Origin of the sequence: Janibacter sp. HTCC2649, assembly GCF_000152705.1 — a bacterium.
GTDB lineage: Bacteria > Actinomycetota > Actinomycetes > Actinomycetales > Dermatophilaceae > Knoellia.
This window is the reverse complement of the sequence record NZ_CH672413.1, coordinates 3,908,850-3,932,908: the sequence shown is the minus strand read 5'-3', so window position 1 is coordinate 3,932,908 and position 24,059 is coordinate 3,908,850. Positions and strand designations below refer to the sequence as shown.

The following is a 24,059-nucleotide window of genomic DNA, read 5'->3' as shown; positions in this document are numbered from 1 at the left end:
TCGCATGGTAGGCCAAACCTTGTACAAACCCTATACGTCGACCGTACTTCTCCCGTCGGCCGAGCTCTCGCCCTCCCCCTCGGGTTTCGGCACGGCAGCCGTGAACCGGATGAGCAGGTCTGCCGCCACCCCCACCGCGATCGTCGCCGGATCCTTGCCGACAAGGTGCGGGATCCCGATCGGCGTCGCGACCCGGTCGAGGTCCTGCACGGGGAGTCCGCCCTCGGTCGCCAGCCGATGTCGCAGCCGGGTCCACTTGGCACTCGACCCGATGAGCCCCACCGAGCCGAGGCCTGTCGTGCGCAGCGCCGCATCGAGGATGGCGGCGTCCTCCGCGTGGTCGTGGGTCATGACGAGCACATGTGCCCCAGAGGGCAGTTCCCCGAGGACGAGCTCGGGCAGGACTGGCACGGAGTGAGCGTGCACCCGGGCATTCGCGTCGGCCAGCGGAGCGAGGGCGTCCGCGTCCAGAGCCTCCGGGCGCGAGTCGACGAGGTGCAGGTCGAGGTCGTGGCGGGCGAGGATTCGGGCGAGCTCGTGACCGACGTGGCCCATGCCGAAGATGGCGACGACGGGCGCCACCGCGAGGGGCTCGAGGAGCACACCGACCTCGCCACCGCAGCACTGCATGCCGTGCTGGAAGGGCGCCTTGTCCGACAGCGACGACATGAACGTCTCGGGGACCGTCCTCCCCTCCTCGATCATGGAGCGGGCGCGCTCGACGGCCACCGCCTCGAGGTTGCCGCCGCCGATCGTGTCCCATGTCCGCGTCCGGCCCACGACCATCTTGGCCCCCGCCTCGCGGGGCGCGTGCCCCCTGACCGACGTCAGGGTCACGAGCACGCCCGGCTCGCCCCCGGTGCGCAGCTGCTCGACCGCTCGAAGCCAGCGCACGGCTCATGCCTCCGAGAGGCGCTGCAGGGCGGACTCGGACTCCGGGTGTCGGGTGGGCGCTGTCGGGTCGGCCTCCGGTGGGGTGGGTCCCGCGCCCGGCGCGACCTCGTGGTCCGGGTCGTGCCCGGCCCGGGCGTCCTGCAGTGCCCAGAACACCGCCTCGGGGGTCGCCGGGCTCGGCAGGTCAACGCTCGTGCCCTCGGGACCGAAGGCCGCGCAGGCCTGGCGCAGCGCCTCTCGGACCGCGAAGGCCAACATGAGGGGCGGCTCCCCGACGGCCTTGGATCCGTAGACGGCACCCTCCTCGTGAGCGCGCGCGAGCAGATCGACGTTGAAGACCTCGGGCATCTCGGAGAGGCTCGGCAGCTTGTAGGTGCTGGCGGATGCGGTGGCCAGGCGGCCTCGGTGCTCACCGTCACCGGTCTCCCAGCGCAGGTCCTCAAGGGTGAGCCACCCCGCCCCCTGGACGTAGGCGCCCTCGATCTGACCGATGTCAACCAACGGCGACAGGCTGTCGCCGACGTCGTGGACGATGTCGACGCGCAGGGTGCGGTGGGCGCCCGTGAAGCCGTCGACCTCGACCTCCGTCGCGGCGACCCCGTGCGCGAAGTACTTGAACGGGCTGCCCTGCATGACGGTGGAATCCCAGTGCAGCCCCTCGGTGCGGTAGTAGCCGGCCGCGAAGAGCTGGATCCGCGCGAAGTAGGCCGCGTGGACCAGGAGCGCCCACGACACGGTCTCATCGGTGCCGGACCCGGAGACGGTTCCATCGACGAAGCGCACGTCCGAGGCCGGCACGCCCAGGCGCTGGGCGGCCACCTCGGCGAGTCGGCCGCGGAGCTGCTCACAGGCGTTCTTGACCGCTCCGCCGTTGAGGTCGGTCCCCGATGACGCCGCGGTCGCCGAGGTGTTTGGCACCTTGTCGGTGCGGGTGGGTGCGAGCCGCACGATGTCGAGGGGCACGCCCAGCGCGGTTGCCGCGACCTGGAGCATCTTGGTGTGCAGGCCCTGACCCATCTCGGTGCCACCGTGGTTGATGAGCACCGACCCGTCCTTGTAGACGTGCACGAGGGCCCCGGCCTGATTGAAGGCCGTGAGGTTGAAGGAGATCCCGAACTTGACCGGTGTGACCGCCACCGCCCTCTTGACGTGCTCGTGCGTTGCGTTGAACTCCGCGATCTCGACCCGGCGGCGGACGAGGTCTGCATTCACGGCGACCTGCTCCCACGCGCGCTGCACCCGCTCGGCCTGGGTGATGAGCTGGCCGTACGGCGTGGTCTGACCGTCCTCGTAGAAGTTGCGGCGTCGCAGCTCGTGGGGCTCGATGCCGAGCAGGGGCGCGCACCGACCGAGGATGTCCTCGATCACGAGCATCCCCTGCGGTCCACCGAAGCCACGGAAGGCGGTCTGCGACGTCTTGTGGGTGCGGGCGACCCGACCGGTGACCCGGATGTCAGGAATCCAGTAGTTGTTGTCGACGTGGCACAGCGCTCGCGCGAGCACGGGTTCCGACAGGTCCAGGCTCCAGCCGCCGTCGGAGGTCAACGTCGCCTCGAGCCCCTGCAGGAGACCCCCCTCGTCGAAGCCGACGCGCCACTGCGCGTGGAATCCGTGGCGCTTGCCCGACATCGTGAGGTCCTGGGTTCGGTTGAGCCGCAGGCGAACGGGGCGGCCGGTGAGCGTCGCCCCGAGAGCCGCGATCGCGGCATACCCGTGCGGTTGCATCTCCTTGCCACCGAAACCGCCGCCCATGCGCAGGCACTGGACGGTGACCTGGTTGCTGCTCAGGCCGAGGACGTGGGCGACGATCTCCTGGGTCTCGGTCGGGTGCTGGGTGCTGCTCTGCACGAAGATGCGGCCGTCGTCCTCGACGGTGGCCAGCGCAGCGTGCGTCTCGAGGTAGAAGTGCTCCTGGCCGGCGAGCTCGATCTCGCCGTGGAAGACGTGGGCCGACCGCTCGAGCGCTGCCTGCGCATCCCCCCGGCGGATGGTGGGCTGAGCCCCTTGGAAGCTTTCGGCGTCGATCGCCTCGGCCAGCGTGATGATCGACGGGAGCGGCTCGTAGTCGACCTCCACGGCGAGGGACCCGCGACGGGCGGCCTCGAGACTCTCACCGAGCACCCAGCAGACCGCGTGGCCGTGGAAGGACACCTCGCTCGGGAAGAGCGGCTCATCGTGCTTGATGCCGGCGTCATTGATGCCGGGAACGTCCTTCGCGGTCAGCACGCGCACGACTCCCGGAACGGCGTATGCCGGTTGCACCCGGAGCGCTGTGATGCGAGCGTGCGCGTGCGGCGCCTGCACGGGCCAGGCGTGCAGCACATCCTTGGTGCGCGGGTGGAGGTCGTCGGTGTAGAGCGCCCGACCGGTGACGTGCAGCCCCGCGGACTCGTGCCGCAGGGACCGGCCCACGGCGGCGTCGGACGGCCGCTGCGACAACTGGCTCACCGGACATCCTGCGGTGTCGTGCCCGACTGGGCGTGCAGCTTGAGGAGCGACTGCCCGAGCATGGCGCTGCGGTATGGGCCGCTCGCTCGGTGGTCGGACAGCGGCGTTCCTTCGGCGGCGAGGACGCTCGCGACGGCTTCGACGCTCTCGCGCGTCCAGGGCATGCCCTCGAGGGCCGACTCGGTGCGCAGCGCACGGATCGGCGTCGCTGCCACACCGCCCAGGCCGATCCGAGCCCGCGCCACGGTGCCGTCGACCACGTCCAGGGCGAACGCGACGGCCACGCCGGAGATGTCGTCGAAGCGGCGTTTGGCGATCTTGTGGAAGGCGGTGAGCCCGGCGAGTGGCAGGGGGATCCGAATCTCGCGGATGAGTTCGTCCGGACGGCGGAGAGTCTTCCGGTAGCCGGTGAAGTAGTCGGACAGGGGCACCACCCGCTCGCCACCGGAGCCGGACAGCACGAGGCTGGCTTCGAGTGCCAGCAGCGCAGCCGTGGCGTCGCCGATGGGCGACGCGGTGCCGAGGTTGCCGCCGAGAGTGGCACCACCTCGGATGAGGGGTGAGGCGAACTGGGGGAACAGCTGGGTCAGCAGGGGCACCCGCCCGTCGAGCTTGCGCTCGATCTCGGTCAGGGTCAGTGCTGCGCCGATCCTCACCTCGTCGTCGGCGAACTGCAGCCCACGCAGCTCGGGCAGCCGGTCCACGGCGATGAGGACCTTGGGGCGTGAGCCGCGAAGGTTGAGCTCCACTCCGACATCGGTGGAACCGGCCAGCAGGACCGCGTCGGGGCGTTCGGCGAGGAGCCGCAGCGCCTCGGGGAGGTCAGCCGGGCGCACGAACTCGGCGCCGTCGCCCACGAGTCGGGTGTGCCGTGCCGGGGTCGGCTCGGCGTGGCACCGCTGCGCCAGCGGATCCGAGTCCTCCGGCAGGCCGAGCGCGAAGGCTGCGTCACGGATGGGGCGGTAGCCGGTGCACCGGCAGAGGTTTCCCGACACCGCATGCAGGTCGAAGCCGTTGGGCCCGATCTGGCCGGCCGCGTGGTGGGGTTCAGCGCGAGCACGCCCGCCGCGGTAGAACTCTGCCGCCATCGAGCAGACGAAGCCCGGGGTGCAGTAGCCGCACTGGGAGCCTCCGCGATCGGCCAGCTCCTGCTGCACGGGGTGCAGCCGGTCGATGGTTCCGAGCCCCTCGACCGTCACGACGTCCTGTCCATCCAGGGCTGCAACGGGCACGAGGCAGGAGTTGACGGCGACCCATTCGGTCGCAGACGTCCCGTCGGCCCCGGGTCGGGCCACCATGATGGCGCAGGCGCCGCACTCCCCCTCGGCGCAGCCTTCCTTGCTCCCGGTGAGACCTTGGTCGCGCAACCAGTCCAGCGTCGTCGTGTGCGGCGTGGTCGAATCACCCAGCGGCACGGACGAGCCGTTGAGGGTCAGGGAGGCCGTCGTCCCGCTCACGTTCGTCACGCTCGTCATGATTGCCGATCCTATCGACAGTGCCTTCGCACACTGGGTGGCTGTGGACCGCTCCGCTCGCGTATGCCGCCCGCGCTGAGGCTTGCACATCACCTTCCGCCCCAAGGGATCGGTGCACGGACCACAATGGCGAGCAACACATCACGGCAAAGGAGCCACACATCATGGGCAGCGCAGACTCCAACCTCGCATCAGCACTCGTCCGCACGGCGAGCACGATGCCGGACCGGCCGGCCCTGAAGATCAACGGGCAGGACATCACCTACCAGCAGCTCCACGCCATGTCGGCAAAGCTCGCAGGAACGTTGCGCGCCAACGGAATTGAGCCCGGTGACCGCGTCGCCCTCATCCTGCCCAACGTCCCGGCGTTTCCGGTCGCGTTCTTCGCCACGCTCCTCGCAGGTGGCGTCGTCGTCCCGATGAACCCGCTGCTCAAGTCCGGCGAGATCGACTTCTTCTTCACCAACTCCGGAGCCAAGGTCGCGTTCGTGTGGCCGGACTTCGTGGACGAGGCCACCAAGGGAGCCGTGAACTCTGGGACCACGATCGTTCAGTGCGGTCCCATGGGCCCGGACGAAGGCGCGTTCGGCACCGGTGAACCGATCCCTGAGCCGATTGTGGTGCCCGCCGATCGTGAGGGCGACGACACGGCGATCATCCTCTACACCTCGGGCACGACCGGCCGGCCCAAGGGCGCCGAGCTCACCCACGACAACGTGAGCCTCAACGCCATGCGGTGCGCCGAGGTCATCCAGGAGCTGACCGAGGACGACGTGATCATGGGCTGCCTGCCGCTCTTCCACGTCTTCGGCCTCGTCGTCGGGCTCAACGCCGCCGTCCGCGTCGGCGCCTCACTCGCCCTCATCCCCCGCTTCGACCCGGCGGCCGCGATCAAGGTCATCGGCGACGAGAAGGTCACCGTGATGCAGGGCGTGCCGACGATGTACGCCGCGATCCTCAACCACCCGGACTCGGACAGTCTCGACGCATCGTCGCTGCGCGTGTGCGCGTCGGGTGGATCGGCGATGCCGCTCGAGGTGATGAAGGCCTTCGAGGAGAAGTTCGGCTGCATGATCCTCGAGGGTTACGGCCTGTCCGAGACCTCCCCTGTCGCGTCGTTCAACCTGCCCGGCCACGAGCGCAAGCCCGGCACGATCGGCCTGGCCATCCCGGGCTGCGAGATGCGCGTCATCGACATCGACGGCGCCGAGGTCGAGCATGGTGAGGTCGGCGAGATCGCGATCCGCGGCGACAACGTCATGAAGGGCTACTGGGCCAACCCCGAGGCCACGGCCGAGGCGATCCCGGACGGCTGGTTCCGCACCGGAGACATGGCCACTCAGGACGACGAGGGCTACTTCACCATCGTGGACCGCAAGAAGGACATGATCCTGCGCGGTGGCATGAACGTCTATCCGCGTGAGGTCGAAGAGGTCATCTACCAGCACCCCGACATCCTCGAGGTGGCGGTCGTCGCCGTGCCCGACGACCTGCTCGGCGAGCAGGTCGGTGCGGGCGTGGTCCTGCGCGAGGGTTCGACGGCCACCACCGACGACATCATCGCGTTCACCAAGGAGCGCATCGCGGCCTACAAGTACCCCCGCAGCGTCTGGCTCCTCGACGCACTGCCCAAGGGCCCGACCGGCAAGATCCTGCGTCGCGAGGTCAAGGCACCCGCGGCTGACTGACCCCTTCGACTTCGTGCCCCATTGGGACCGTTTCCGGGTCAGGTGCCACAACGCTGGAACGTCCCAATGGGGCACGAAGTCGCGGTCGTGGTCGCCGAGCCGGGGCATTGATGACGGCCGCGGCGGCCAGGACGATGACGAAGCCGATGACCTCGAACAGCCCGAGTGACTCGCCCAGGACGAGGACTCCGAGCAGCACCGAGACGATCGGGATGAGGTAGGTGATCGTCGAACCGATCACCGGTCCGGCGCCGCGAACGACGTCGAACTGCAGGATGTAGGCCGCACCCGTCCCGACGATGCCGAGCGCCAGGATGCAGAGCAGCGGCAACCAGATCCAGCCCCCGCCGGCGCTGCCCGCCTCGATCTGCGAGGTGCCGAGGCGGGCCCTGTCATAGGCCCAGATCGCCCCGATGCCGCCCGGCTGGAGCGCACCCCACACGAGGATCACGGGCACCATGAGAACGCACCCCATGAGCAGCGTCGCGGCCGGCTGGCTGAGCCCGCCGAGGTCGGCACCGGCCAGGAAGCGCCGGTTGTAGGTCCACCCGATGCCGTAGCAGACGCCACCGGCGAGGGCCATGCCGAAGCCGACGAGATCGGGTCGGCCCGACGCCCACGGCTGCATGATCGTCACCACCCCGATGAAGCCGATGACGACGGCGATGACCTTGGGCCGGGTCGCGCGGGCGCCGGGAAGGAAGGCCATCGTCGCGAGGACGGTGGCGATGGGCGTGGTCGCGTTGCCGATGCCGGCGAGAGCCGAGCTCACCCGTGTCTCGGAGAGGGCGAAAAGGGTGAACGGCAGTGTGCCGAGCAGCAGTCCGGTGACGATGAGGTGCTTCCACACCCAGCGTTCCTGCGGCAGGGACCCACCCCGGATCCACAGGAGCACGAGGATCGTGGCCGCACCGGTGACGAGCCTCAGGGCTGCGATCTGCACGGCTGAGAGGGACTCGAGGCCGACCTTCATGAGCAGAAAGCTCGAGCCCCAGATGAAGACGAGTGCCATGAACTTGGCCTGCCACGGGACCCTGGGTGCGGGTGACATCAGTCGTTCTCCTTCTCGGTCAACTCGGCGGCGACAGCGATCGCCACCCGTTGAACGTCCACGGCCCCCCGGGGTGTGAGTGAGGGAAGTCCGCACGTCGGTGTCACGGTGACATCGGCGAGCGACGAGGTCGGAAGTCCGACGCGTGAGAAGCCGTCCAGGACAAGGGCGGTGGCGGTCCGGACCGCGTCCGCCGACGAGGTGACGGCCGTCGTCGGCACGACCCCTGCCCAGAGGCGAGTGCCGGACTCGACGGCCTCGGCGATCGCCTCCCAACGCTGCGGTGACGACTCGGTGAGGTCGAGCGCGAGGGCGGTGACGCCCGTGGCCGCGAGCAGCTCCACCGGGGCTGCGGGGTGGCACGAGTGCAGGACGACGTCGCCGTCATGCGCTTCGCGAACGTCCTGTATGCCGCGTGCCACCTCCACGCGGTCGACCGCACGAACGCGTCCGTAGCCGGACGCTGTCGGCAGCTCGCCGCGCAGGACGGACACGACCGACGGCTCGTCGAGCTGAACCGTGATGACCGCGCCGGGAACGAGCCGCTGCACGTCGGCGATGTGGCGGCGCACGCCCTCGGCGAGCGATCCGACGAGGTCGCGTCGCGCACCCCCATCCGTGAGCGAGCGCTCCCCCCGGTTGAGCTCGATGGACGCCCCGAGCGTCCACGGCCCGGCGACCTGGATCTTGAGCGGGCCGGCATACCCGTCGTAGGCCTCGGCGAGCTCATCGAGGTCCTGTCGGAGGTGGGCGCGAGCGCGGAGCATGTCGCGACCCGGGCGATCGGTGAAGCGCCAGCCCGAGGGCTGGAGGTCCACAGACAGGTCCGCGAGCAGCGCCGCGGAACGACCGATGATGTCAGCGCCCGGACCGCGAGAGGGCAGTTCGGGCAGGTACGGCAGGCCGAGTCCTTCGACATCGGTGAGCAGGTCGCGGACCGTGATGATGGCCTCGCGCGACGACTCGCCGGGCCAGGAGCCAACTCCGGAAACGTGGGTCACACGAGAACCCTCGCACCCGCGAAGTCGCGCACCGATTGCGGGACCTCGGAGGTCGTTGAGGTGGGTGCCGTCACGGGCTCCAGCGCGACCGTGCGCAGCTCCACGTGACCGTGCCAGGCGGTGGTCTCCTCGTCGGGTGCACTGGCCGTTCCGGTCCTCGTCTTGACGAGGAAGGCGCCTTCGGTGATCGGCAGGGACACCACCATCGTCTTGGCCATCTCCTGGCGCGTCATCGGCCTGACCTCACGCGCACGACCCGGCAGGATCCGCTCCGACAGGGCGTCCAGCGCTGCCGGCCTCTCGTCGTCGGGCAGGGGGGTGAGCTTTCCGTGGACGACGGCAGACCGGTAGTTGGCCGAGGAGTCGAAGGTCGTGTGGCCGACGATGAGGGCGTCGACCGCAATGACGGCCAGGGCGGCGGGTGCCCCGGCGGCGACGTGGCGCAGCGCCCCCGCTCCGGTGGAACCGTGCAGCAGGATGCGGTCTCCCTGTCGGGCGAAGAGCATCGGCACCACCCACGGCTCGCCATCGACGACGGTGCTCAAGGTCCCCGCGAGGATGTCGTCGAGGAGATCGTCAAGGATGAGGCGTTCGGTGCTGCCGCGCTCGCGGTGTCGGTTCAGGGTGAGGTTGGGCATGGCTCCATTCTGGCCCGCAAGTGGACCATGCCCAAGAACCACTATTGCCTCATGAGCAGGACCAGTATTCTGGTCTCGTGCCCCGCCCTCCCCGCACCGCCAGCATGGCTCTCCTCCTCGACGCCTCCGATCGCCCGCTGCGACACCGCATCGCCGACGCCATCGTCGGCGAGCTGCGCGAGGGCCGGCTGCGACCGGGCGACCCGCTCCCCTCGACCCGCGTGCTCGCTACGGAACTGAAGGTGTCCCGGGGACCGGTCGTCGCGGCATACGACGAGTTGGCGGCAGCCGGTTTCATCGAGACGCGACCGGGTTCGGGAGCGGCGATCGCTGCGGGAGCCGATCGCGCAGCGCGAGCCGGCGCCCTGTCGTCGGTCGATCCGATGGAGCCGTTCCCCACCGGCCCGCCTCGTCCCGCCCGATCCCAGGCCCGGTTCGACCTGCGTCCCGGGCGACCGGACATCGGCTTCCTCGACCAGGCGGCCTGGCGGCGGGCGTGGCGCCATGCCGCGTCCCAGGTCCCCACGACCGACATCAGCCACGGACCACAACACGTGCGACTGCGCCAGGTGCTCACCGACCACATCCGTCGAAGCCGGGGCATCGCCCTGGAACCCGACGACCTCCTCATCACCCCCGGCGTGAGCGCCACACTGCAGGCCCTGCCGGCCGCGCTCGGGCTCGTGGGGCGAACCGTCGCTGTCGAGGATCCGGGCTACGTTGAGGCGTGGACAGCGTTCTCCGACAACGGATCTCGCATCTCTGCCCTGCCGGTCGACGAGGACGGGCTCGATCCATCGACGCTTCGCCGCCGCGATGCCGCGGTCTACGTCACCCCGTCGCACCAGTACCCCCTGGGCGCTCGCATGCCCGTCGCCCGGCGCACGGCCCTGCTCGAATGGGCGCGGGCCGCGGACGGGCTCATCATCGAGGACGACTACGACGGCGAGTTCCGCTACGACGTGTCGCCACTGCCTGCACTGCGTTCGCTCGAGGGCGCCGACGACCACGTCCTCTACATCGGCACGGCGTCCAAGATCCTGGTGCCCACCCTGCGCGTCTCGTGGCTGGCGCCGCCGAAGCATCTTCGCGAGGCGGTCCGGGTCGAGCTCGAACGCCGCAGCCTCATCGTCAACGAGATGACCGGCGAGGCTGTCGCCGAGTTCATCGCCAACGGTTCGCTGGCCGCGCACCACGCTCGGGCTGCCCGAACGTATGCCGCTCGCCGGGCTCGGCTCGTCGCCGCCCTGGCACGTCACCTGCCGGACCATCGGCTCAGCGGCGTCGACGCGGGGTTGCACGTCGTGTTGCTCCTGCCCGATGACGTCGACGACCACGAGGTGTCGATGACCCTCCTGCGCCACGGGGTGTCGGTCAACCCGCTGTCGGCCTACTGCGTCGAGGCGGTGCGCCGCGGACTCGTCATTGGGTATGCCGGCCTGTCCGAGTCCCACGCGGACGCTGCGGTCCGCGCCCTCGCCCGCGGCCTCACCTGACGGGTCGCTGCCCGGGGCATTTCTGCGCCGCTGGCGCGAGGGCCGCAGTTCCTGACCACCCGCGCTCTTATGGGTGCGCGGCGGACCACGCTCTGCGCGGCTGGCGCCAGCCGCGCTCAGCTGGTGGGGACGGGTGCGCCGGCGCGGGAGGTCGCGGCGATGGTTGCCGAACCCACGACTCGGGTGTCGTCGTAGAGCACCACCGACTGCCCCGGCGCGACTCCACGGATGCGCTCGTCGAGCCGGACGTGCACGAGCTCGGGATCGGACTCATCGACCCATGCCAATGCGGGGACCTCCTCGCCGTGCGCCCGCACCTGGGCACCCACCCGAACCTCGCCGACCGGTGCGTCACCACACCAGCGGGCGTGGTCGGCAACGATGACATCGACGCCCAACAGGTCCTGGGTGCCGATGAGAACGCGGTTCGTCGGGGCGTCGACGCCGACGACGTAGCGGGGCTCGGCGTCGAGCGAGGAGCGATCCAGCCCGAGCCCTCGTCGCTGACCGACCGTGAAGCCATAGGCGCCCTCGTGCGAACCCACGACCTCGCCACTCTCGGCGTCGACGATCTCGCCGGGCTGCTCGCCGAGCTTCTTGGTCAGAAATCCGCGGGTGTCGCCGTCAGGGATGAAGCAGATGTCATAGGAGTCCGGCTTCTTCGCGATCGAGAACCCTCGTGCCGCAGCTTCTTCACGAATCTGCGGCTTGGCCGTGTCACCGAGCGGGAAGAACGCCCGCGACAGCTGTTCGTCGTCGAGCACCCCGAGGACATAGGACTGGTCCTTCTTGGGGTCGACCGCTCGGTGCAGCTCGCGATGCGTCACACCCTCGGCATCCACGCGCTCGACGATCTGGGCATAGTGCCCGGTCGCCACGGCGTCGAACCCGAGAGCCACGGCTCGGTCGAGCAGGGCCGCGAACTTGATGGACTCGTTGCAGCGCAGGCACGGGTTGGGCGTGCGCCCCGCCTGGTACTCCGCGACGAAGTCGTCCATGACGTCGCGCTGGAACCGCTCCGCCATGTCCCACACGTAGAAGGGGATCCCCAGCCGATCGGCAACCCGTCGCGCGTCACCGGCGTCCTCGATGGTGCAGCAGCCTCGCGCCGACTCGCGCAGGGTGGCGGCCGAACGTGACAGCGCGAGGTGCACCCCCACGACCTCGTGGCCGGCGTCGAGCATCCGGGCAGCAGCCACGGCTGAGTCCACTCCCCCGCTCATCGCAGCGACGACGCGCATCAGGCGGCTCCGCTCGCACGTCGGGCCCGCTCGACGACACCGGGCAGGGCAGCGATGAAAGCGTCGACATCGGCGTCGGTGGAGGTGTGTCCGAGCGAGAGCCGCAACGCTCCACGCGCCTCCGCTTCGGGGTAGCCCATCGCGAGCAGCACGTGGCTCGGCTGTGGCACACCGGCCTGGCACGCGGAGCCGGTCGAGCACTCCACACCAGCGGCGTCGAGCAGATAGAGCAATGAGTCGCCCTCACAGCCGGGGACGAGGAGGTGCGCGTTGCCCGGAAGCCGGTCGGTCGCCTCCCCCGCCGTCCAGCAGCCACTCACGCTGATGCCGAGGTCCAGTGACAGCGCGCGGCCGATGAGCTGGTCGCGCAGGGCCGTGAGCCGCTTGGCCTCGACCTCGCGCTCGGCGACGGCCTCGGTCAGGGCAACGGCAAACGCGCGTATGCCGGCCGCGTCGAGAGTGCCCGAACGCACCTGCCGCTCCTGCCCACCACCGTGGGCGAGCGGCACGAGCTTGGCATCGCGCCGCGCGAGCAGGGCTCCGACACCGACGGGTCCACCGACCTTGTGCGCCGAGACGGTCATGAGGTCGGCCCCACTCGCCGCGAAGTCCACCGGCAGCTGGCCCACGGCCTGGACGGCGTCGGTGTGGAACGGCACGCCCGCCTCGCGCGCCACGGCGGCCAGTGCAGCCACGGGCTGCACGGTCCCCACCTCGTTGTTGGCCCACATGACGCTGACGACGGCCACGTCCAGCGCGTCCGTCACGCTGGCAACAGCCGCGGGCGCAAGCGCCACCTTGAGGTCGTCGACGGAGATGTGGCCGCAGCGGTCCGGCTCGAGCCAGGTGACCTCCGCGCCCTGCGTCTCGACGAGGTGCTCGACCGGATCGAGGACGGCGTGGTGTTCGATCCCGCCCACGACGAGACGGCGCGCTCCCACGGAAGCCAGCCGTGCGGCATACGTGCCCTTGATGGCCAGGTTGTCCGCTTCGGTGCCACCGGAGGTGAAGACGACCTCGGACGGTCGGGCGCCGAGCGCACCGGCAATCTCTTCGCGCGACTCCTCGACGACGGCGCGCGCAGCGCGACCGGAGGTGTGCAACGACGACGGGTTGCCACCCCGCTGCGACTGCTCGACCCACGCAGCACGAGCAGACGCCCGCATCGGGGTCGTTGCTGCATGGTCCAGATACGCGCTCACCCCGCGAATTCTACGTTCGCCATCCCCATAACGACTTATTGCGCATTCCTGCCGCTCACAGGGCAGGTCGCCCTGCGCCGGAACGGCAAGAATGCGCAATTAGTCGTGGGTGAGGCGAGGTCAGGCCTTGGCCTTCTTGACGGCCTCGGTCGCCTGCGGCAGGACGGTGAACAGGTCACCGACGACACCGAAGTCGACGAGCTCGAAGATGGGGGCCTCTTCGTCCTTGTTGATCGCGATGATCGTCTTGGACGTCTGCATGCCGGCGCGGTGCTGGATCGCACCGGAGATGCCCGCCGCGACGTAGAGCTGCGGCGAGACCTGCTTGCCGGTCTGGCCGACCTGGTTGCTGTGCGGGTACCAACCGGCGTCGACGGCCGCGCGCGAGGCACCGACGGCAGCACCGAGGGAGTCGGCGAACTGCTCGACCGGACCGAAGTCGCCACCCGTGCCGCGACCGCCGGAGACGACGATCTTGGCCTCGGTGAGCTCCGGGCGACCCGTCGCCTCCTTGGGCTTGGACTCGGTGATCTTGGCGGCCTTGGCGTTGTCCGAGAGGGTGATCTCGACCTTCTCGACGGCACCTGCGGCCGGAGCCGGCTCGATGGCGACCGAGTTGGGCTTGACCGCGACGATCGCGGTGCCCTTGGTGATCGTGGACTTGACCGTGTAGGAACCGGCGAAGACCGACTGGGTCGTCTCCACGCCTTCGCCACCAGCGGTGACGTCGACGGCGTCGGTGATGACACCGGACTCGGTGCGGATCGCGAGACGGGCCGCGATCTCCTTGCCGGCCGAGTTGCTCGGGATGAGCACGGCGAGCGGGGAGGTCTTCTCGACGACTGACGCGAGGATCTCGGCCTGGGGGGCGACGAGGTACTCGAGTGCGTCAGGGGCGTCGTAGACGTAGACCTTGGCAGCGCCGTACTTGGCGAGGGTGACCTGCGCGGTCTCGGCACCGGGGCCGATGTAGACAGCGGAGGGCTCGCCGAGACGGCGGGCGATGGTCAGCAGCTCGGCGGTCGCCTTGCGGATCTTGCCGCCAGCGTGGTCGACGAGGACGAGAACTTCAGCCATGGGTGGATTCTCCTCAGAGGAACTTCTGGGCGGACAGGAACTCGGCGAGCTTGGTGCCACCGTCGCCCTCGTCGGTGACGATCTGGCCCTGCTCACGCGGCGGACGCTTGGCGAACGACGTCACCTTGGTCCAGGCAGCGTCGAGGCCCACGAGGCCTGCGTCGACGCCAAGATCCGCGAGGGTCCAGGTGTCGACCGGCTTCTTCTTGGCGGCCATGATCCCCTTGAAGGAGGGGTAGCGCGGCTCGTTGATCTGGTCGGTGACCGACACGAGGGCCGGCAGCGTCGACGTGATCGTCTCGGACGCGGCGTCGCCGTCACGGCGGATGGTGACCGACTGGCCGTCGAGGGTGAGCTCGGAGGCGTAGGTCACGGCAGGGAGGCCGAGGCGCTCGGCAACCATCGCGGGCACGACACCCATGACACCGTCCGTGGAGGACATGCCCATGAGGACCAGGTCGGGGTTGTTGCCGCCGGAGGTCTTCTTGATGGCCTCGGCGAGGATGAGCGAGGTGGACGCGGCGTCGGAGCCGTGGATGGCCTCGTCGCTCACGTGCACAGCCTTGTCGGCACCCATCTGCAGTGCCTTCTTGACCGCATCGATGGCCTGCGCGGGACCGACGGTCACGACGGTGACCTCGCCCTCGCCGGCCTCGGCGAGCTTGAGAGCCTCCTCGACGGCGTACTCGTCGATCTCGGACAGGAGACCGTCGACGCCCTCGCGATCCGTGGTGCTGTCGGCCTCGTTGAAGGTGCGGTCGGACTGTGCGTCAGGCACGTACTTGACGCAGACGACGATGTTCATGCGTGCCTCGTCCTCATCTCTGGGTGGGTAAATACGTTCACCCCCGAGCGTATGCCGGGTGCTCGCCCTCCGGAGAATCCTCCGGGCGTGATGGTGGGCACAGAATTCATTGGCGTGCGCTCCTCGCCCACTCACGGCGGCGAGTGAGAGACGATCGACGAAGGACGCGATGAACAGCCCACGAGGAGCGGACGACGAGGAGGAGAGCCCCATGTTCAAGGTGCTGCTGCTCGACCTCGACGGGGTGCTCCGCCTCTGGGATCCAGACCACACCGGAGCGGTCGAGACGGCCCATGGCCTGCCCGCCGGCACCCTGTCCATGGCCGCGTTCGCACCTCACCGGCTCATGCCAGCACTGACCGGTGCCGTCGACGACCAGGTGTGGCGCGACTCGGTGGCCGAGGCGATCGCGGCCGAGCACGGGGACGCTGCCCATGCTGCGGTCCACGACTGGATGGTTCCCACCGGCACAGTGGACCCCGAGGTGCTCGCCATCGTGCGGCAGGCTCGCTCGCAGCTGCGGGTCGTGGTCTTCACGAACGCCACGAGCCGGCTCGAGGACGACATCGCCCGGCTCGGACTCACCGATGAGGTCGACGGGGTGACGAGCAGCGCCGACATCGGGCTGACGAAGCCAGACCCGGACGTGTTCAGCCGCATCGCCCTGCAGAACCGGCTGATGTTCAGTGAGATCGCGTTCGTCGACCGCTCATCCGAGAACGTCGCCACCGCGGAGATCCTGGGGATCCGCTCGCACCGCTACACGGACGCCGCGGGCCTGCGGACGTTCGTCGACGGGCTCCTCACCAGCTGAGGACGACGGACCCCTGAACCGACTTCGTGGTGCTGCGTCAGGCGCCTTCGAAGGTGGCCTTGCCCGGACCGCTCTCGATGAACGAGGCCATGCCAGCGGCACGGTCCTTCGTCGCGAAAAGGCCTGCAAACAGCATGCGCTCGATCTCGAGGCCACTCTGCAGGTCGGTCTCAAGACCGGAGTCGATGGCCTCCTTCGCTGCGCGGAGAGCGTAGGCCGGCCCACCGGCATACTTCTTCATCATCTCTTTCGCGGCGGCCAGGACAGCTTCACTGCCCCGCTCGCCCGGGTCCACGACCTGATCGACGAGACCGATCGCGAGCGCCTCGTCGGCATCGATGAACCGGCCCGTGAAGATGAGGTCCTTGGCCTTGGCCGGGCCGACGAGACGAGCCAGTCGCTGGCTGCCGCCCGCGCCGGGGATGAGCCCCAGGAGGACTTCGGGCTGGCCGAGCTTGGCGCCCCTGGCCGCAATCCGGAAGTCGCACGCGAGGGTGACCTCACAACCGCCACCGAGCGCGTAGCCGGTGATGGCCGCGACGGTCGGCTTCGGGATGCGCGCCAGGGCTCGGGTGAAGTCCTGGAAGAGGTGCGAGTTGTCGACCATGTCCGTGTAGGACCAGTCGGCCATCTGCTTGATGTCAACGCCCGCCGCGAAGACCTTCTCGCCGCCGTAGACGATGACCGCAAAGACGTCCTTGCGCTCGGACGCCTCCTGCGACGCGGCGATGATGCCTCGCTGCACGTCGGCGTCGAGCGCGTTCATCGGCGGCCGGTCGAGCCGGATGATGCCGATGCCGTCCTCAACCTCGAGACGCACGAACTCCGACGCCCCCGACGCCTCGGACATCAGCTGCCCTGACCTGGCGTGGACCCGTTGGTCTCGGGGCCCGGAAGGTCGGAACCCTCGGGCGCATCGCTGGGAACCTCGCCCTGGGTCGATCCGGGCTCGAGGCCGAGCGCGCGCTCGTGCCACAGCTGGACGCCGGACAGGATGATCGAGGTGCTCACCTGGACGAGGGTCGCGACGTCCGCGCCCTCGGTGACGAGGTGCTCGCTCGTGACGACGAGCGTGTTGTTGGCGACCCCGGTCTTGACACAGTTCAGCGAGAGGTTGACCTCGTTGCAGGTGGCCGAGACCTTCTCCTGGTCGGCGGCGACCTCCTCGGGCAGGGTCCACTGGCCGAAGATGCGCATGACGGGCAGGTCGCCCTCGGTGACACGGACGAAAACCGTCTGGTCGTTGGCCTGGAAGGCGACGTCGCCGTCGGTGTCGATGTTGGGCTGGGCCCCTGCATCGACCAGCACGTCGAGGACTCGGCCGCGCAACGGGTGCTCGTTGGCGGGCGGCGGGAAGTTGGGGAGAGAAGTCGGATCACTCATGACTCCACCTTGTCATGCGTCGCGCGCGACGCGCGCGACAGTGGTCGCTCGTGGCCACTTCTCCTCGCCCTCAATAGGCTGCCGCCATGACGCCGTTGACGTCCGCCGCCACAGCCTCCTCGTTCCGTGTTCCCCGCGACCTGCCGCCCGCTCCGGGCGTGACTCTCGTCGACGGGGGCATCGAGGTGAGCGTCTACGCCGGACATGCCGAATCCGTGGACCTGTGCCTCTTCGACGCCGGCGACTCCGAGGGCGCCACCGAGCGTCGCGTGCCCCTGGTCGACCACGCCTTCGGCTGGTGGTTCGGCTTCGTCCCCGACGTGGGTGTGGGGCAGCGCTACGGCTTCCGGGTCGGGGGCGCCTGGGATCCGGAACAGGGCTTGCGGCACAACCCCCACCAGCTCCTCATGGACCCCTACGCCCGCGCCATCGAGGGCGAGGTCCACTGGGGACCGAGCGTCTACGGACACGTTGTCGACGACAGCACGTGGCACGGCGACGGCTTCGCCCCCTCCGACACGGACTCCGCTCCGGACATGCCGCGCTCCGTCGTCGTCGACGAGACCTTCGACTGGGGGGACGATGCACCGCCATCCGTGACCCGCAGCGAGACGGTGGTCTACGAGACCCACGTCCGCAACCTCACGATGGAGCTGCCGGGCGTCCCCGAGGAACTGCGTGGGACGTATGCCGGAATGGCGCACCCCGCGACGATCGCCTACCTCACCGGGCTCGGGGTGACCGCCGTCGAGCTGCTGCCCGTGCACTCGTTCGCCTCCGAGCCGGCCCTCGTGCAGAAGGGACTGGCCAACCACTGGGGCTACAACACGTTGGGGTTCTTTGCTCCTCACGCCGCGTATGCCGCGTCGACCGATCCGCAAGGCGCTCTCGACGAGTTCAAGGGCATGGTCAAGCTGCTCCACGCCGCCGGCCTCGAGGTCCTCCTCGACGTCGTCTACAACCACACGGCCGAGCAGGACGGCAAGGGCGCGACCCTGTCGTTCCGCGGCCTCGACAACCGCGCCTATTACCGACTCGACGAACGCGGTCGCGACATCGACGTCACCGGGACGGGCAACACGCTCGACCTGCGGCACCCGGTCATGTGTCGCCTGGCCCTCGACTCGCTGCGCTACTGGGTGCAGGAGTGTCACGTCGACGGCTTCCGCTTCGACCTGGCCGTGGCTCTGGGCCGTGGGCGCACCGACGAGTTCGACCCCGACCACCCCTTCCTCGTCGGACTCCGCACCGACCCGATCCTCTCGGCCACCAAGCTCATCGTCGAGCCGTGGGACGTCGGCATGCACGGCTGGCGCACCGGCCAGTTCCCGCCGCCGTTCTCAGAGTGGAACGACCGCTTCCGCGACTCCGTGCGCGACTTCTGGCTCGCCGACCACCGACCGTCCGTGCCCGGCCAGGTGCCGCACGGCGTACAGGATCTCGCCACGCGGTTGGCCGGGTCCCGCGACCTCTTCGGTGCTCGCGACCGTGGACCGACCGCGTCGGTGAACTTCGTCTGCGCACACGACGGGTTCACGCTCGCCGACCTCACGGCATACGACGAAAAACACAACGAGGACAACGGCGAGGACAACAACGACGGCTCCAACGGCAACCACTCGTGGAACCACGGGGTCGAGGGTCCGACCGACGACGAGCAGATCCTGACGCGACGTCGCCGTTCCATGCGCAACCTCCTCGGCACGCTGCTCCTGTCCTCCGGCATCCCGATGATCAACGCCGGCGATGAGTTCGGACGCAGCCAGAACGGCAACAACAACCCCTACAACCAGGACAACGCGACGACGTGGTTCGACTGGGACCTCGCACCGTGGCAGGACGACCTCCTCGCGACGACCCGCCACCTGCTCGCGATCCGCCGCGAGCACCCGGCACTGCGCCAGCGGACGTGGGCGCTCGGCCGTGAGGTGCACGAGGACGGGTCCATCGACCTTGCCTGGTACGGCGCCGACGGCTCCTCGATGAAGGACTGGACCTCCCCCGAGAACCGCACGCTGCAGATGCTCGTCAACGGCGCCTGGCTGGGCCACGAGTCGGTGCTCGTCGTTCTCCACGGCGGCCAGCACGAGCAACCGGTGACCCTGCCCACGGCACCTGGTCTCGCGGCATACCGGCTCCTGTGGGACAGCACCTGGGAGCGGCCGGTGGACGGCGAGCGGTCGGATGCCGGCGCCGAGGTGAACCTCGCGCCGCTCAGCATGCGTGCGTATGCCGTGACCGACCCGACCTGAGTCCGCTCACCTCGGGCGTCCTACCGGGTTCCTTGGGGGCCTGTGGACAACTCTGCGGCCGATTTTCGGGATTTGCCTAACGTGCCCGTATGCCGTCCTCGATCACCTTCGACGTCACCCTGCGGTGGCCCAGCCGTCGCGCGAGCGGGCTCGACGTCCGACTCACCGCGCCCGACGGCGCGACCCTCGCGGATGTCCTGCCCCTCATCTGCGACGTCATGGGCAGCGCCCCTGTGCGGATCTCCTGTCGTGGTGAGACGGTCGCGGCGCAAGCGCCGCTGGGAGTGCCTCCACTGGTGCACGGGGTCACGCTCGTTCTCGACGAACCTCATCGCCCATCGGGGTCGGGTTCCGCGCCGATGGATGTCGCGGTCGTCGCCGGGCCGGATGCGGGTCGCCGGATCCCGCTCACGGCCGACGGGGTGGTCGTGGGTCGGTCCGCTGGCATGGGTCTCACGCTCGCCGACGAACGCCTCAGTCGTAGGCACGCCCGAATCACCCTCTCCGACAATGGTTTTCGCGTCACTGACCTGTCTTCGACCAACGGGACCCGTTGTGGGTCGACGCAGCTCGAGGACGGGTCGAGCACCGAAGTCGACGGCTCCGACGTCATCGCGATCGGCGACTCCCTGCTGCGGCTCGTGCGGGCCGTCGGCACCACCGCGTCGATGCTTCCGCGTGGTGACGGGCGGATCGTGGTCAACCGGTCTCCGCGAACGCGCCCTCCCGAGCTGTCGTTGACGATCACGGCGCCCACGCCACCGTCCCCACCCCGGCGAGGGCGCATCCCGTGGATCGCTGCGGCACTCCCCCTTCCGTTCGCGGGGCTCCTCGCCGTCTTCTTCGGCCCCCAGATGCTGGCCTTCGCTCTGCTCTCGCCGCTCATGCTGGCCGGCAACGTCCTCGGCGACCGCTGGGGTGGTCGACGCGAGTACGCCCGCGACCTCGCCGCCCACGAGGTCGAGCTGGCCGAACGTCAGGGCGAGTTCGAGGCCGTGCGCCGACTGGAACGCGAGCAGAGGTGGCGCGACCTACCCGATCCGGCGACGGTCCTCGACATCGCGAGCGGGCCCGGCACCCGGTTGTGGGAGCGCCGTCGGGGAGCGCCCGACCTGGGTCGGGTCCGCCTCGGGGTCGGCGCGCTTCCCACGAGGACCGCGTGGGTTCCTCCGGGCAGCCACGACGCGCAGCACCCGGCGATGACGGGACTGCCGGTCGAGGTCGGGTTCGACGACGTCGGTGGCCTCGGGATCGCCGGCTCCCCCTGCGAGGTCGAGGCGATGATCCGACACGTCCTCGGTCAGATCGCCACCCTGCACTCACCGCGCGACGTGCTCGTACTCATCCGTGCGGTCGGTCGGGACGTCCCTTCCGAGGACCCTGATGCCCCTGGCTGCGATGAGGCTGCCGCGCCGCTCTCCTGGACGCGCTGGCTGCCGCACACGGCGGTCTACGGGGACCTGGCGACCTGTCTCGACGCCCTGAGGCAACTCGTGGTCTCACGCGAGGCGGAGCGCGAGCGCGGCCGTAACCCGCGCGATCCGCGAGTCCTCCTGGTCCTGCCCGAGTCCGAGAGCGGCCTCGGCGTCGGCGAGCTGGTCGACCTCATCGAGCGCGGTCGCGACCTCGGCGTGTGGTGCCTCGTCGGTGCGCGGACCGCGGCCGCCCTCCCGTCCTCGTGCCGCGCCGTCGTGGGGGTGGGGGCGCAGGGCGGTGCCCGTGCGGGCGACGTGGTGGCGCGACTCGACATCGATGGCGCCGAGCCAGTCGCCGCCTTCATCCCCGACCAGGTCGGGTGGTGGTGGGGCGAGCGCATCGGCCGATCGCTCGCCGCGTTCGAGGATGCCGCTGGCCACGCCGACGTCGTCCCCGGCTCGGTGGACCTGCTCGACGTCCTGCCGTGGCTCGATGGCGCCCGGTCGTTGACGCCAGCCGCGCTGTCCGCGCACTGGGGTGAAGGCGGCGGTGCGCCGCTCGCCCGGGTCGGACGCCTGGCGGGCGAGGTGTGGACCATCGACCTCGCCTCGGACGGACCTCACCTGCTCGTCGGCGGCACGACCGGCTCGGGCAAGTCCGAGCTCCTCCGGACGCTTGTCACGTCCCTCGCCCTGGAGTGCTCACCGGAGGACATGACGTTCGTCCTCGTCGACTACAAGGGCGGCTCGGCCTTCGGCGAGTGCGCCGACCTGCCCCACACCGTGGGGCTCGTGACCAACCTCGACGAGGGCTTGGCTCGTCGCGCCCTCATCAGCCTGGGTGCCGAGATCACGCGCCGCGAGGGTCTGTTGGCAGCATCGGGCGCGCGCGATTTCGCGGACCACCGTCGGCGGGTCGGTGACTCCCCAAACCGTGGCCTCCCCCGGCTCGTCATCGTCATCGACGAGTTCCGCCTCCTCGCCGACGAGCTGCCCGACTTCGTCGACGGCGTGGTGTCCCTGGCCGCGGTGGGCCGCTCGCTCGGCGTTCACCTCGTGCTCGCCACTCAGCGACCGGCAGGCGCGATCACCGCCGACATCCAGGCCAACGTCAACCTGCGCATCGCCATGCGAATGCGCGACGTCGCCGACTCCACTGATGTCATCGGGTCTCCCGATGCCGCCCACCTCTCCACCGCCCGTCCGGGTCGGGGCTTCGCCAGGGGTGGTGACGGTGAGCTCCTCGAGTTCCAGGCCGCTCGCGTCGGCTCCGGCATGGCTACCGCCCCCACGACGGTGACAGTTCTCGATCAGGCGGGTCGGCCCGAGGGCGAGCCCCGCGTGGCGGTCGCTCTGGGGGCAGACCCCACCTCCGGCGCCCTCCCACGTGGCGAGGGGGCTGCAGACGCGACCGGTCTCGGCGCCCTCGCCGCGACCACCCGGGAGGCAGCCTCGATGGTGGGGGTCCGACCGCCTCACCGCCCTTGGCTTCCGCCCCTCCCGGACCTCCTCGAGCCGGCGGGCCTGGGTGCCTCCGGCGTCGGGCTGGTGGACTCCCCCGCCCAACAGCGTCAGGACGCGTTCGACCACGCGGATCACCACGGTCACTGGCTCGTCGTCGGGGGTCCCAGGTCCGGCCGCACGACCAGCTTGCGGACGATCCTTGCCTCGCAGGTCGCGCTCGAGAACAACCCCGTCCACGCCTACGTCATCGACTCCAGCGGGGAGCTCGCTGACCTTGCGGACCTGCCGCACGTCGGTGCCGTCGTGCGTGCCGACGACGTGTCGCGGGTGCGTCGCTTGCTCGCGCAGCTGCGGTCGCGAACGGAACGACGCCCTGCGACGGCAGCCGGTGCGCTTGCACCCGCCCTGCTGCTCGTCGACGGCTGGGAGCGCCTCGACGCTGACGCCGATCTGGCGATCGGCGGACTGCGCGATGAGCTGCTCGACCTCTGTCGCGGCGGCGACAACGGACTGCGCGCGGTGGTCACGGGTGATCGATCTGCACTGTCGGGTCGGCTGAGTGCGGTCATCTCCGAGACGTTCGTCCTGCCTCTGGCCGACCCGTCCGACGCGACCTACGCGGGGCTGTCGAGAAGCGATCTCCCCTCGAGTCGTGCGCCCGGTCGCGGCTTGCGGCTGCGCGATCGGACCGAGGTGCAGTTTGCCTTGCGCGATCCGTTGGCCGAAGCGGTCGCGCGACCGGTCGGGGCTGCGGAGCCGTTCGCGCTGCCCCAGCTTCCGGATGTCGTGGACCACGCCCTCCTTCTTTCTGGGCGTCGCACACACGGCCAGTCCTTGCCCGTTGGCCAGTTGCCGATCGGTCTGTCCGCGGAGACGGGCGCCACGGCGGTGCTGGACCCGGAGCGGCACGGACGCCGGATTCTCGTCGCGGGCCACTCCCGCTCGGGCCGGTCGACCACGTTGGCTTCCCTCGCCCGCTCGGCAGTGGCAGCCGGCCGTCCGGTATCCGTCGTGGAAGGGCGCGCCGAGGAGGTCGGGCGCACGGCCGGTGTGATCCGCGTCGACCCCTGGGACTCCCAAGGACTCATCGACGCCAAGAATCTTCACCCGGATCTCGTCGTGCTCATTGACGATGCCGAACGCCTCGATGGCACGCCGGTCGAGCCGGTCCTGCAGGAGATTCTCGCCCTCGTCGACCGCGATGCCGGCCTGGTCGTGGCCGCGTCCACCCTCAGCGCCGTGTCCTTGGCCTTTCGCGGGATCGTCCACACGGTCGCCCGCGAGCAGTCAGGGATCCTGCTCGGTCCGCGCGCCCCCAGCGATGGTGAGGCGTTCGCGATCCGTGCTCCGAGAGGCCTCGCTGCCCTGCCCGGACGAGCGCTGCTGGTGAGCGGGCGGCAGTACACGGAGGTGCAGATCGGTCGAGTGCTGGCAGCCGACCAGCTCACCGTGTGAGGACCCATCACGGAACACAATCGGTGGCTGAGTCGTTGCGCGTGGAAGACGTGCAGCCGCTGAGGGTCTAGGCTCGAAATCTTGGTCGCCTCGCGAACGAAAATCTCACCCCCCAGAACCGGTGCGGAATTGGGTTGCGGGGTCTAGACTGAAGGTTCGGACGTCTGTGTGTCTACGTCCGTTGGGTTTGCAAGGACGCAACCCTTCGGTTGGTCCTTGCTCACCCCTGCAAGCGGCCAGCACCACATGAACTCCACGGA

The 24,059-nt window shown here is 69.8% G+C and carries 17 protein-coding genes; 5 read left to right on the top strand and 12 right to left on the bottom strand.

From position 1 onward, the window contains the following. Positions 1–30 precede the first annotated feature (30 nt). The 3 genes from xdhC to JNB_RS18710 are packed head-to-tail and all read right to left on the bottom strand — an operon-like array spanning position 31 to position 4,817. Positions 31–894, bottom strand: coding sequence for a xanthine dehydrogenase accessory protein XdhC (gene xdhC, locus JNB_RS18720; protein WP_009778104.1), 864 nt, complete (start codon positions 892–894; stop codon positions 31–33). A 3-nt stretch (positions 895–897) separates the two neighbouring features. Continuing rightward, complete coding sequence (gene xdhB / locus JNB_RS18715; protein ID WP_009778103.1) at positions 898–3,342, bottom strand: xanthine dehydrogenase molybdopterin binding subunit; 2,445 nt, start codon at positions 3,340–3,342, stop codon at positions 898–900. Continuing rightward, positions 3,339–4,817 (bottom strand): xanthine dehydrogenase small subunit, encoded by a 1,479-nt coding sequence (locus JNB_RS18710; RefSeq protein WP_009778102.1) that lies wholly within the window; start codon positions 4,815–4,817, stop codon positions 3,339–3,341. The genes xdhB and JNB_RS18710 overlap by 4 nt, the downstream gene beginning before the upstream one ends. Positions 4,818–4,981: 164 nt before the next feature. Between JNB_RS18710 and JNB_RS18705 the strand changes: the two genes are divergently transcribed. Beyond that, complete coding sequence (locus JNB_RS18705) at positions 4,982–6,505, top strand: long-chain fatty acid--CoA ligase (protein ID WP_009778101.1); 1,524 nt, start codon at positions 4,982–4,984, stop codon at positions 6,503–6,505. Here the strand turns inward: JNB_RS18705 and JNB_RS18700 are convergent. Genes JNB_RS18700 through JNB_RS18690 form a run of 3 tightly spaced genes read right to left on the bottom strand, consistent with a single transcriptional unit; the run spans position 6,483 to position 9,195 of the window. Beyond that, positions 6,483–7,556, bottom strand: coding sequence for a DMT family transporter (locus tag JNB_RS18700; RefSeq protein WP_009778100.1), 1,074 nt, complete (start codon positions 7,554–7,556; stop codon positions 6,483–6,485). The two genes, JNB_RS18705 and JNB_RS18700, sit on opposite strands and share 23 nt — an antisense overlap. Continuing rightward, entirely contained in the window at positions 7,556–8,557 is a 1,002-nt protein-coding gene (locus JNB_RS18695) for a hypothetical protein (protein ID WP_009778099.1), read from the bottom strand. Before JNB_RS18695 ends, JNB_RS18700 begins: the two co-directional genes overlap by 1 nt. Further along, positions 8,554–9,195, bottom strand: coding sequence for a pyridoxamine 5'-phosphate oxidase family protein (locus tag JNB_RS18690; protein ID WP_009778098.1), 642 nt, complete (start codon positions 9,193–9,195; stop codon positions 8,554–8,556). Before JNB_RS18690 ends, JNB_RS18695 begins: the two co-directional genes overlap by 4 nt. A gap of 77 nt (positions 9,196–9,272) precedes the next feature. Here JNB_RS18690 and JNB_RS18685 point away from each other — a divergent pair, with 77 nt between their 5' ends. After that, complete coding sequence (locus JNB_RS18685; RefSeq protein WP_050766650.1) at positions 9,273–10,691, top strand: PLP-dependent aminotransferase family protein; 1,419 nt, start codon at positions 9,273–9,275, stop codon at positions 10,689–10,691. 116 nt (positions 10,692–10,807) lie between these two features. On the opposite strand, the gene mnmA is transcribed toward JNB_RS18685, so the two are convergent. From mnmA to JNB_RS18665, 4 genes are all read right to left on the bottom strand, one after another. After that, entirely contained in the window at positions 10,808–11,932 is a 1,125-nt protein-coding gene (gene mnmA / locus JNB_RS18680; protein ID WP_009778096.1) for a tRNA 2-thiouridine(34) synthase MnmA, read from the bottom strand. Next, positions 11,932–13,134 (bottom strand): cysteine desulfurase family protein, encoded by a 1,203-nt coding sequence (locus JNB_RS18675; protein WP_040883983.1) that lies wholly within the window; start codon positions 13,132–13,134, stop codon positions 11,932–11,934. The genes mnmA and JNB_RS18675 overlap by 1 nt, the downstream gene beginning before the upstream one ends. A gap of 120 nt (positions 13,135–13,254) precedes the next feature. Continuing rightward, entirely contained in the window at positions 13,255–14,211 is a 957-nt protein-coding gene (locus JNB_RS18670; RefSeq protein WP_009778094.1) for an electron transfer flavoprotein subunit alpha/FixB family protein, read from the bottom strand. Positions 14,212–14,224: 13 nt separating this feature from the next. Further along, positions 14,225–15,016 carry an electron transfer flavoprotein subunit beta/FixA family protein gene (locus JNB_RS18665; protein WP_009778093.1) on the bottom strand — a complete coding sequence of 264 codons (792 nt, stop codon included), beginning with the start codon at positions 15,014–15,016 and terminating at the stop codon, positions 14,225–14,227. A gap of 169 nt (positions 15,017–15,185) precedes the next feature. Here JNB_RS18665 and JNB_RS18660 point away from each other — a divergent pair, with 169 nt between their 5' ends. After that, positions 15,186–15,830: an HAD family hydrolase gene (locus JNB_RS18660; RefSeq protein ID WP_009778092.1), complete on the top strand. Its 645-nt coding sequence runs from the start codon at positions 15,186–15,188 to the stop codon at positions 15,828–15,830. Between the two features lie 37 nt (positions 15,831–15,867). On the opposite strand, the gene JNB_RS18655 is transcribed toward JNB_RS18660, so the two are convergent. Together JNB_RS18655 and JNB_RS18650 are read right to left on the bottom strand one after the other, a co-directional pair. Continuing rightward, the gene (locus tag JNB_RS18655) at positions 15,868–16,680 is read right to left on the bottom strand and encodes an enoyl-CoA hydratase/isomerase family protein (protein ID WP_009778091.1); all 813 of its coding nucleotides are present in this window, start codon (positions 16,678–16,680) and stop codon (positions 15,868–15,870) included. Further along, complete coding sequence (locus JNB_RS18650; protein WP_009778090.1) at positions 16,680–17,213, bottom strand: YbjN domain-containing protein; 534 nt, start codon at positions 17,211–17,213, stop codon at positions 16,680–16,682. The genes JNB_RS18655 and JNB_RS18650 overlap by 1 nt, the downstream gene beginning before the upstream one ends. Before the next feature lie 86 nt (positions 17,214–17,299). Here JNB_RS18650 and glgX point away from each other — a divergent pair, with 86 nt between their 5' ends. Together glgX and JNB_RS18640 are read left to right on the top strand one after the other, a co-directional pair. Continuing rightward, the gene (gene glgX / locus JNB_RS18645; RefSeq protein WP_009778089.1) at positions 17,300–19,465 is read left to right on the top strand and encodes a glycogen debranching protein GlgX; all 2,166 of its coding nucleotides are present in this window, start codon (positions 17,300–17,302) and stop codon (positions 19,463–19,465) included. A gap of 89 nt (positions 19,466–19,554) precedes the next feature. After that, positions 19,555–23,799 (top strand): FtsK/SpoIIIE domain-containing protein, encoded by a 4,245-nt coding sequence (locus JNB_RS18640; protein WP_009778088.1) that lies wholly within the window; start codon positions 19,555–19,557, stop codon positions 23,797–23,799. Positions 23,800–24,059 lie beyond the last annotated feature (260 nt).